The sequence below is a fragment of the Planktothrix sp. FACHB-1355 genome (assembly GCF_014748295.1).
GTDB lineage: Bacteria > Cyanobacteriota > Cyanobacteriia > Cyanobacteriales > Aerosakkonemataceae > Aerosakkonema > Aerosakkonema funiforme_A.
Window position 1 is genome coordinate 1 of sequence record NZ_JACJUP010000082.1, and the last position, 11209, is coordinate 11209.

Genomic DNA, 11209 nt, shown 5'->3' on the forward strand with positions numbered 1-11209 from the left:
AACGAAGTGCGAATTGTGTAGCTGGCGAAAGGCTAACAATCACCTCCTTGATTACCGCAGGCCCAGTTCCCAAACATAAAGCTGTAATCAGGATTAACACAAAACCCAGAGTGTGTTTGTGGGTTTCTAGAACAAATTTTATCATAAACTACCTGTAATCATGCAATATCAACTGGAGCTATCTAATTGTTGCTCAAGTAAAGATGCTTATGCTGCTCAAAATTATGCCGTCCCGTAAAGTAGTCCCAAGACAAATAAACTACCTCAAGATGTCGGCTACCGGAATTAGTACTGAAAGCCTTACGTCCGTGAAGAATTCTCGCGTTTTGCATTAACAAACAATTGCCAGGTTGCAGGCGGATACAGTATTGGTAATCGGGATTTTCGAGATAACGGAAAAATGCCGAGTAAGCTGCATAAAATTCTTCCATTTCTTCAAATGGTAGATCCCAATTATAGACATGGGAGTGACCAAAGGTAATCTCCTCTACTTCTCCTTGATAATCAAGTTTTAAGAGGGTTTGTGTGCGCTGGTAATAATATTGAAACTCTGTGTAAAACTGTTGAAATTGGATCGGGGTTTGGGCTAAAATTTGAAAGTAGTCTGGATGATCTTTACGAAAGTCTTGAGCGATACGAAACCCATCGACTAGAACACTTTCTCCACCCATTACCGTATTTTCTACCATGTAAAAACAGACCAGCAAGGGGTGATTATACCGATAAGGGTAATCGGTGTGGGGTGATAGGGGATAGTCCGTTTCTCCTAAATCATTCGCCCCTGGTTTGAATTTTACCGGAGCAAAAGCTCCGTATTCGGTGTGATATATCGGCCCGATGTTGTCGGCGAGAAAAGGCGCTAATTCCTCTAATTTCATGTTTTCTAGGAAAGTAAATCCTAGCTGGAAAAGTTCCTTAACCCAGGAGGTACGATCGCAATTGGGAAAATCATGATACTGGAGTGAGTAAGCTTCAATTCCGCTTTTGTCCCAGAGAATTTTTTCCTCTTTCCCCTTTTCTCTCCGACGATGGGGTTGATCGTAAGCATGAATCATCAACCAAGAGAGGGGAAAAATACTCTGATGAGATGGGTTTTCGTCCCAGTCGATCGTTAATTCTTCTTTCCCTAATTCTGCTGATAAAGGTTTGGGGGGAGTGGTGCGATCGCTAATATTATGAATTTTCTGGAAAGAAGTGGGATGGCGACACTGGGGACAAAGGCAATTATCGCGTAACCAAATGTAATGAAAGCGTTTATCTTCAACTGTGAGATAATTATGGTTGAACATTGTGATGAATGATAGTTTAGTTAATTGAGGTTTTGTGGGCTGGTTGCCCACTTTAGAAATCCGGTTTTTCGGGCTGATTTTAGGATTTTAACAACACCTCTAATTTATCTTTTAGGGATTCTTTCCCGTTTATGGTTTGATAACCGTTGTATTCCAGGGTTTCTCCCTTGGGGATTAATGTTTGATAGAACACTTCTTGAGGGCAATTATTTTCATCGGCGATCAGTACCCGCGCTTCATGTCCATACTGCAAAACTTCAGAGCGATCGCGTTGTTCATTCGCCCAAATTATCAAAGTATCTCCAGCTTGACACAATAGCGCTCCGCCACCATTGGGACAAATTTGACCCGATCCAGATTCTCCTGGTAAAACATAAGTTGACCAGCGATTTCCATTGTCAATATTAACAATTTCCACTTCTTCTAAAGGCAAAATACCGACTTGTTTCAGTAAGTCTTGGTCAATGGTGACACTACCCACATAATGACGGTTAGCCTCTGTTACCCGCACTCGATGAAGTTTGGCGTGCATCAGTTTAATTGTAGCCATAATTTCTCCTCAATTTTGTTTCGATAGTTGGGATTGGATTGTGCAAATTGGTGTCAAGAGTTAGGTTTTTGCCACAGAAAAGCATACATGGGTTCTACTTCAAAGGCATTAAATTTCTTTCGCTCAATTAAACGCCATGACAACTCTTCTAGCACCTGTTTTAAAGATTCATTAGTGTTGTAGTAGTCTTCTCGCACTGTTAGGAGAAAATAACCTCCAGACTTTAACAAAGAAGATAGATTGTTTAAAGCTTGGGGATGAGCATGACCAAAGGTGAAAACGCCTACAGAAATAATAGCATCAAAAAATTCCTTGTAAAATATTTTTAGGGATTCGTCTTCTAAGTTTCCCAGATATAAATCCTGATAAACTTGTTTTTTTCGAGCAATTTCTAGCATTTCCTCGGAAAGATCGATTCCTACAATTTGGGTATATCCAAGTTCGGCCAGCGCTTCTCCAACCATTCCTGTACCTGCACCCGCATCGAGGATAATTGCATCTTTATGCGGCAAGAATTGGGCTAAAGTTTGGGCTGAATTAATCGGAGAAACCCGATAGGATTTATCTAATTCTCGATCGTAGATTCTCGCCCAGGCATTGTACTTATTCCGTAAGGTTTCTCGATCGTTTGTTTCGTAAATCCAAGTTAAGCGATCGCTAACTTTTGTACAAAGATAAAATCCCCATCCTAACTCCCTTTTATCAATAGCTTCGCACATTTTTTGATATGCCATACTTAAATCTGGATATTTTTCTAAAGCCAGTTGAGAGAGCAATTCATAGCTTTTTTTTAGGTGGTCGCTCAAGTCTACTTTTTTTCCAACCAACAGCCCTAACTGACTGAGGAAATCTGCATAACTCTCAAAGCTAAAAGTGGGTTCAAAAAGTAATCTTTCGTAAACATATTGCCAACCCGAAGGGCTAATTTCTGGGATAGGCGTTATCAAATCATCAAAGAGAAATATTCCCCCTTCTTGAAGAACTCGCTGAATTTCTTCTAAGGCTTTCTCCTTTTGTGGGATATGATAAATTGTGGCTTGACTCCAAACATGGGTAAAGGAATTATCGTCATAAGGTAAGCTAGTGGCAGATGCTTTCTCGAAGGAAATATTTAGGTGAGGATAATTTTTAGCTTTCTCTTGAGCATTATTAACCCGCACACCGCTTAGATCGATGCCAACAACTTCACAACCCGTTTGTTGCGCCAGCCAAATCGCAGTATTACCATTGCCACAACCGATGTCTAACACCTTGGAAGAGGCATCAATTTTGCTCTGTTCGAGCATATAGTGATTCCATCGTTGACAAGCCTTAATAAACTCTTCGGGCTGAGAGTCTTCTAAGTTGTCAAAATACCCCCAATGGAGACTGCCTTCTTCATCCCAAAAACTTCGATAGAGACTATCTTCACTATCGTAAAATGCTTCGGTTTCTGCTTCGGTGAATTTTTTTAATTTCATTTTTTTACCTAAATAATAACTTGAGTTACTGAGGTCGAGTGCTGCTTGGCAAATTTATTCATAAAGAATATCAGCCTTTCTACTGCTTCTAGGGTGACACCGTTATAAAGACTAACCCGACATCCTCCTCTAGTGCGATGTCCGGCTACTCCAATGATTCCCGCTTGAGAAGTTTCGTAAATAAACTGTTTTTCTAGGCTTTCATTTGGAATTGTAAAAACCACATTCATTTGAGAACGGGAAGATGGCTCTACCGGACAATGAAATAAAGACGTTGAATCAATAAAATCATAAAGTAATGAAGCCTTCTTCTGATTAATTTTTTCTAGATTTTCCAGTCCCCCGATATCTTCTTCAATCCATCGTAAAATCTGCCAAGTGATATAAATTGAAAAACAGGGCGGAGTATGATAATTAGACTTGCTTTTAATATGGGTGCGGTAGTCGAAAAATTCAGGTAGCCCTTCGCAAATTTTGGTCAACATTTCTTTGCGAATTAAGACAATAGTAGTCCCAGCCAGTCCAACATTTTTTTGAGCATGGGCGTAAATAACACTCAAGTTGCTAACATCAATCTGCTTACTCATAAAATCGGAACTCATGTCAGCAATCACCGGAATCGGAATTTCTGGAAAGCTATGAAATTGAGTACCAACAACGGTGTTGTTGCTACAAAGGTGAAGAAACTTAGCACCTGGACGGGTATGAATCTGATTTAAGTTGGGAACAGAGGTGTGGTTATAATCAGATGATGAAGCGATAATTTTTAAGTCTCTCCCTAAACTTTGTGCAGAGCGAATCGCTTTTCCTGTCCAATATCCCGTATCAATATAATCAATTGGATCGCCGGGTTGAGAGAAATTCATGGGAACCATGAGAAATTGCAACGATCCTCCACCTTGGAGAAAGATAATCTCAAATTGATCATCTAAACCCATCAACTTCTTAATGCGTTCAGCACTATCATCAATGATAAATTGAATCTCATCACTGCGATGGCTTAATTCCATCACACTCATCCCTGTACCATTGAAGTTAAACAGTTCTGCATGAACTCTTTCCAGAACGGGTAAAGGGATAGCACCAGGGCCAGCATAAAAGTTGATCGCCCGACCATCGGAAAAGTTTTTCTTTACTTGAGTTTTTGGGGATAATATCATATTTTTGATAACTTTTTGGGAGCAACTGATTAATTACAAGCTATTTAGGTGAATTTTAGTTAAAAATTCATCGGAATTTTTAACTAAAATTCTGGTTAGTTCCTACAATCATTACCCCACAAAAACCTAGATCGTAAGTTTCCATTGAGAAATGATTAGACTCCAGTAACTCTTGAAAATAGTTGATTGGATAAGCATAAGCAGTATGTTGTCCATCTTCCATAATTACCTTATTTCCATTAATACTATTTACTTTGTAGCCACAATTTTTGTAAAGTTTCAATCTTTCCTGCATGACGGCATCACTGCATTGATAGGTGGAAATAAAAATTCTTTCTTCAACCCATTGACTCAGCCCCCTAAACACATCTGGATGAATTTCTGGTGGCATATTACCAATGGTATTCCAAGCTAAAGTGGCAAATTGATAGGTTTTAGACAGAAGAGATGGTAAATCCTTAGCATTTCCATGAATCACATCAACATTATGCCAATTATTGGTTCTTTTTCTGGAAACATTGACCAGATATTCAGCATAATCAATGCCAAGTATTTCTCCCACAAATGGGGCAAGCATCTTCAGATAGCGACCATCTCCACAGCCTATTTCTAGCAGACTTTTAGCTCCTTGCAAATGCTTGAATAAAAAAGCTTCCTCCAGTGCCATATATTCTTGAATCGCTTCAGGATAATTCTGATAGTCAAGAAGTGCCAGACCTTTGTCCTATTCGTAAATATTTGTACTTTCCATATTCCTGATGAAGTCCTTAATTAAGAAGATATTTGCAAGGTCTATCAACTAAGCAAGATAGAGGAAAAATATAAGAAATATATGAGAAAGACAAAATTTCCCATTTTCCCGATCGCATACCGATCGCTAATATCTTGAATTTGGGCAATATGGAAAAATACTCATTGATATGCAATCTGTATCAATAAGGTCGGGCCAAATTTACGGGTAAACAATCGGATTATAAAAGCTGGAGATAGGCTCTGATGGCTGGACTCCTGGCATAAACTTTTGCCAATCGCCGGAAATCAGCTTTGGAGCATCAACGACACAAGCTCCATTTTCAAAATAGCTGATCCCAAAAGCTATACGCTGCTGGGTGGTATGATTGGCACCCGCCCCATGCACATTCAAACAATGGTGAAAGCTGATCTCCCCAAGCTCAAAGGGTTCTCGATCGATCGCGATGCCACGAGATTGAAGCATTTCGGATATGGCCCGGTCATGATTTTGAGAAAATTTATCGAATGGGATTTCTCTGACGAGCTTGTAAACTTCCATTCCTTTCGCCAACTCCAGCAATCCCATTTCTTTGGGAGTCGATTGCAGCGGAATCCACATTGTACCAATATTATTGCTGGCAATGGGGTAATGTTGACTATCGTAATGCCAGGGAGTACGGCCACATCCTGTCTCTTTGCACAAAAAGTCATCATGGTAGACCCGAACGCTTGCCACTCCCAACAACTCTGCTGCCAGCCGACCCAATTTTTTGCTGAACACAAACTCCCTAGCGATTTCACTTTCGAGCCACAGCAATTCTCGACTACTGAATTGTCGAGCCGGATCGGGTGGATTATACTGCTCGAACAGTTTCTTCAATTCTTTTCGGAGCAAAAACAGGGCTTCGGGACTGAGAACATTTTTGATTTTTATATAACTGTCCGTTTGAAATTGTTGAATTTGAGTGTCTGAAATAGGAAAAGGCTTGGCGAGTTCTTTACGAAGTTCTTCAATGGTTGGTACTTTGTTTTGAGCTTGTTCGGGTTGAACAATTAATTTCTCTGGAGCAACTGGTTGTTGGCTATTGTCAGCCAATGAAATATACCAATTCCACCACTGTTCGTTGGTTCCTGTCCAAGCTTCATCTATGCTATCAGTCTTGGCATTGGCGCTGGGAAGGTATGAGTTCTGGTTACTGGATGATTTCATAAAGTTATCTCTAGATATGTGTTGGCGATCGCTAAGGTCATACAGCGGTTTCGGACTCCGTGTAATACAAACTCATCTGTGTTTATCTGTGTTCATCTGTTTTCATCTGTGGTTAAAATTAAAAAACTGTACTACACAGAGTTAGAAACCGCTGTAGAAACATTGATGTTCAGAACGAAAAGACTAACCCGACATCCTCCTCTAGTGCCATGTCTGGCTACTCCAATGATTCCCGCTTGAGAAGTTTCGTAAATAAACTGTAAGGTCTATCAACTAAGTAAGGTAGAGGAAAAATATAAGAAATATATGAGAAAGACAAAATTTCCCATTCTCTCGATCATTCCCTTTGGTGGTATGGCTTCAACCAAGATTTGCCCAATTTCTCTAACTGACTTTCAAATGAGCGAACCCTAAGTTAACAGTCTCGAAGCAAATCCTTAATCCTCGTCAATTGGATTGTCAAATCCGTACTCTTCAAGTTGGCTGTCTCGTCGTATATCGCAGGTGACGCAGTGAAACGAACCGCCAAAAGTATAGACATGACGAAAAGCAACCGGAATGACTTCAAATCCTAAATTTTTGAAGAATTTGTGCATTGGTTCTTCGTCCTTTTCCACGATTACCCGCTTGGGATCTAATATCAAGATATTCATGCACAACCACTTACTCGACATATAGAGTGGCCAGTTATCAGGAAGAGTGGGTTGCACTGCTGTCACAACATCCCATCCGGCTTTCTTAAAGATGTCGATTTGATAGCAAGGTCTGTCGGGATTGGTTAAAACTAATCCGGGTCTTAGGGGGACAAATGTGGCATCTATGTGCATTGGGTTCGGATCTTGGAACTTCAGTGTATGAACCCGAAAGCGATCGCCAAGATGATTTCTGAGCCAGGTAATGCCTAGTTTATTCGTAACTTGACTGCGCTGAACAAATAAGTCTCGTCCGCAGCGAGTAATATCAGCAGCATCAAAGCAAGGTTCAAACTCAGTTGTTACAAAACGCCCAAGTTCTGCCAGTTCGTGCCGATCTTCGACAGTTTCTATGGGATAGTCAAAGTCGTACAATTCATCGCTCATCAAAGGTTTGGGAGCAGTCGTCCATTTAGCGCCCTGTTTCAAATATTCTTTCATTAAAGAGCGATAAGCTCGGTATTCAAAAAACCTCGCTCGCCACGCCATTGGTGCTTCAATAATCTCATTTCCGATAACGGTTAGTATATCTCGTGGCATGGCGGCATACAGACCTGTGGCTTCAAAGTCTGGAGTTTTATAGCTAGAAGAAAAGTCGATAATATCGGGTCGCCTTACGGTTACGCCTTCTCCTTCTAACACCCGACAGAACTCATTCAATTGTTTTGATGCTGGTTCTAGCAGTTCTTGAGGGTATGGACGACCGCCATATTTTTGGAAAAACCACCAGTTTTTAGGGTATGTATTGGCTTTGATTGTAGCATCGAACTGAGGAACACAGGCTCCCTCAACGCGACCTACAATAATTTCTTGCAGGGTGTCCCATTCATTGTAGCTGTTAACTATTGGCAAGGTTTTAGTGGAAGCTAATCTTTTGGAATGCTCGCTTGTCAACATTACATTGTCCTCTTACTCAAGAAGGTCTATCAACTAAGCAAGCTAGAGGAAAAATATAAGAAATAAATGAGAAGGAGAAAATTTCCCATTCTCTCGATCATTCCGCTGGTGGCTGAACGGGTAAGGTAAAATAAAAGGTGCTTCCTGTGCCCCACAGACTCTCTACCCAAATCTGTCCCTGGTGCTGTTGAACTATACTCTTGCAAATAGCAAGTCCTAACCCCGTTCCTCCCTTGTGTCGGGAATCTTGTACATCCACCTGCTGAAATCGACCAAAAATTGTTTCGAGTTTATCCGCAGGAATCCCTCGTCCGCGATCGCAAGTAGAAAAGAGAATATAAGGTAGTGAGGTATGGGTGTTCTCCCTGACTTTCTCCCTGTTTGAATCCTTCGCTTCGATAACCTCTGCCTTTACCGACACTGTACTACCCGCAGGCGAAAACTTGATGGCATTGCTCAACAGGTTGGTTAAGGTTTGCACGATCGCGTCTGGTGCAGCCCATACCGAGACAGCAAGCGGTGTCCAATCGAGATGGATTTTGGCAGTATCCGCTAGAGGCTGCACAGTTTCAACGGCTTGCTCGATCAGATCCGTCACCTCGCAAGCTTCCTTCACCAACTCGGTTTTTTGCGACTCCAATCGCTCTAAATCGAGGATATCATTCACCAATCGCACCAGTCGATCGCTATTATTGAGGGCAATTGAAATCAGATGGTTAAACTTTTCAGAATTGTTGTGATAGATTCCCGATTCCAAGATGCCGAGAGAACCGTGAATCGCAGTCAGCGGGGTTCGTAGTTCGTGACTGACAATGGAGATAAATTCATTTTTCATTTGTTCGATCGCATAGCGATCGCTAATATCTTGAATTTGGGCAATAAAGTAAATAGGATATTCTCGGCTATCTCGGACAACCGATACATTCACCAAAGCCCAGACAATATGACCTTGTTGATGCAAATACCGCAGCTGCACTTGGTAGATGTTAATTTCACCTGCGATCGCTCTTTGTACTTGCTCTAAATTCGTTGCCACATCATCAGGATGGGTAATTTCTGGAAAAGTTTTGGTCAGCAATTCCTCTTGACTGTTACCCAGGATTTGACAAAGCGATCGATTGACGCGAATGAATCGACCATCAAGCGCTACTAATGCCATGCCGATAGGAGCATCTTCAAAGGCGCTGCGAAACCGTTCTTCACTGCGTTGGAGTTCCTGGGTGCGTTCGGCAATTTGGTGTTCTAGCTCTCTGGAATAATCGGTTAAAATCCGCTCGGCTTGTCGTCGTTTCGTGATATCTTGAAAGGCAAGAATAGCATAGAGAAGATTGCCTGCTGCATCGAAAAACGGAATGGCATGAATCTCCAGGGCTACTCGCTCACCCTTGACTTCGATTTCCATATCATCTACGAAAGTTGTCTCGCCTCGCAGTGCTTGTGTAACTGGCAACTGCTCTACAGGATAAAGTTGATTAGTTCCTGCTTGATAAATTTGATAGGCTGCGGATAGTTCTTCAAGGGACAAGTTAGGAAGATTTCCTCGCCCTAAAATAGTTTCACCGAGTTGATTGAGTAAAATTTGATTTCCGGTGCTATCAAAAACGCTGATTCCCACTGGAACGTTGTGCAGAAGATGCTCAAATCGTTGTTCGCTCTCTTGCAGCGATCGAAACGACGTTTTAAGCTGATGCGCCATCCGTTGAAAAGCGATCGTCAGCCTTGCTACTTCACCGACTCCAGAGATTTCAACTGGATAATCTAACTGTCTTTCGGCAAGAGCTTCTGCGGCTTGCTGCAATCGATAAATAGGTCGGGCAATCCAACGCGCACTCAACATTCCTGTCCCTGCTGCCACCAATAGAGTCAGCCCACATAAAAGCCAGGTTCGCTGGGTATTAGCATGAATGTCTGCCATAAAATCGGATTCGGGAACGATCACCACCACCAGCCAATCCAAACCATATCGATCTTGGTAAGGAGTCACCCGGACAAACTGCCGCTCGTGGTTACTCATCAGCGTCAATTGTTGGGTTGTTTGCAGGGTACTCAAGTTGCCAAATTTGTGGGTAAGTTGCCGAGCAATATCTCGTGTTAGGGTATCCTTGCTATTTACCGCTAATAATCGCGTTGGTTCCCCTAAAGCTGGCTTCACAAAGGGTATCTCTAGGGTAGATGTGGCAACCAAATTGCCAGAACGCTCCATGATAAAAGTCTGTCCAGAGGGTGAGAATTTTAGCTGATTCAGAAAGGTATTGAGTGCAGCCAGGGTAAAATCAGAAGCAAAAACCCCCCGCCATTTTCCGGTAGCGTCGTAGATGGGAGCGAGGGCGTAAATTCCTAAAGTCGGTAAAATCTTGTAAACACAAATGGGCGACCAAGTTTGTTGACGAGCAGCTTTACCATAGCGATACCAAGGAGCTATGCGGTTATCAATCTTGAAGGTATAGATGAGTTTGCGAGGATTGCCTTTGAGGTCAACCAAATAATATTTCCGTTTACCGAGATCGTTACTTTTCAAGCTATAGAAAAAAGGCATACCAACCGACAAGTTTTCCCCAGTAACTTTTTCCGATTCTTTGACAATTTCTTCACTCTGAAAACGACCATAAGCAATGACTTCTGCTTCCTCGTTGCTAAAGAGGACACCTTCGATTAAGGGGTTAAGGGTAACTTGTTGCCAAAATTGCTGTTGTAGCTGCTCAAAGTTTTTTAGGTCAAGAGTTCCCTGCTGTACTGCCAAATAGTTTGCGGCTACAACGTCTTGGGAGGTGTGCAGGTAGATGGTGAGACGATCGTGAATCCGCAGCGACACTTGTTGCGTGAGTTGGTCTGCCAGTTCCCTGACTGATTGCTGTCCACTTCGATCGGACAAATAACCGACTATCCCAACCGCTCCCACCAATTGCAACATAAATGGAACTGTCAGCAACACTCGGATCGGAATGTTTGCCCAGCCCTGATAGCAGCGTTGAAGTAAACTTGCTCTTTCGGTCATAAAGCAATCATAATACTGTACCAGATCTAATCAACTCATCCCCATGCCTTGATGCAAAGAAAGCTGGCGGTTGTGGTTGACTATACTATTTACTTGAATGAGAAAAATATTAGCGGATTTAATATGCCGATTCGCTACTGACGGGGCGACAACTATAGCTTAAAGGTATACTGGAACCCACATTCCGCACCCGCAACTGTCACACATCAATCAAAAGGGCATTT

The 11209-nt window shown here is 42.0% G+C and carries 8 protein-coding genes; all 8 read right to left on the reverse strand.

Annotation, left to right across the window (positions count from 1 at the left end):
- Positions 1-182 precede the first annotated feature (182 nt).
- Positions 183-1289 (reverse strand): TauD/TfdA family dioxygenase, encoded by a 1107-nt coding sequence (locus H6S82_RS06225; protein ID WP_190472095.1) that lies wholly within the window; start codon positions 1287-1289, stop codon positions 183-185.
- Between the two features lie 79 nt (positions 1290-1368).
- Entirely contained in the window at positions 1369-1839 is a 471-nt protein-coding gene (gene panD, locus H6S82_RS06230) for an aspartate 1-decarboxylase (protein WP_190472092.1), read from the reverse strand.
- A gap of 53 nt (positions 1840-1892) precedes the next feature.
- Entirely contained in the window at positions 1893-3299 is a 1407-nt protein-coding gene (locus tag H6S82_RS06235) for a methyltransferase domain-containing protein (RefSeq protein WP_190472090.1), read from the reverse strand.
- Positions 3300-3307: 8 nt separating this feature from the next.
- Entirely contained in the window at positions 3308-4459 is a 1152-nt protein-coding gene (serC, locus tag H6S82_RS06240; protein ID WP_190472087.1) for a 3-phosphoserine/phosphohydroxythreonine transaminase, read from the reverse strand.
- A gap of 79 nt (positions 4460-4538) precedes the next feature.
- Positions 4539-5126, reverse strand: coding sequence for a class I SAM-dependent methyltransferase (locus H6S82_RS06245; protein ID WP_190472084.1), 588 nt, complete (start codon positions 5124-5126; stop codon positions 4539-4541).
- A 285-nt stretch (positions 5127-5411) separates the two neighbouring features.
- Positions 5412-6401 carry a phytanoyl-CoA dioxygenase family protein gene (locus H6S82_RS06250; RefSeq protein ID WP_190472081.1) on the reverse strand — a complete coding sequence of 330 codons (990 nt, stop codon included), beginning with the start codon at positions 6399-6401 and terminating at the stop codon, positions 5412-5414.
- A 437-nt stretch (positions 6402-6838) separates the two neighbouring features.
- A complete protein-coding gene (locus H6S82_RS06255; RefSeq protein ID WP_190472078.1) occupies positions 6839-7990 on the reverse strand; it encodes a hypothetical protein in 1152 nt (383 codons plus the stop codon).
- Positions 7991-8087: 97 nt separating this feature from the next.
- On the reverse strand, positions 8088-10985 hold the full coding sequence (locus H6S82_RS06260) for a PAS domain S-box protein (protein WP_190472075.1): 2898 nt from the start codon (positions 10983-10985) through the stop codon (positions 8088-8090).
- Positions 10986-11209 lie beyond the last annotated feature (224 nt).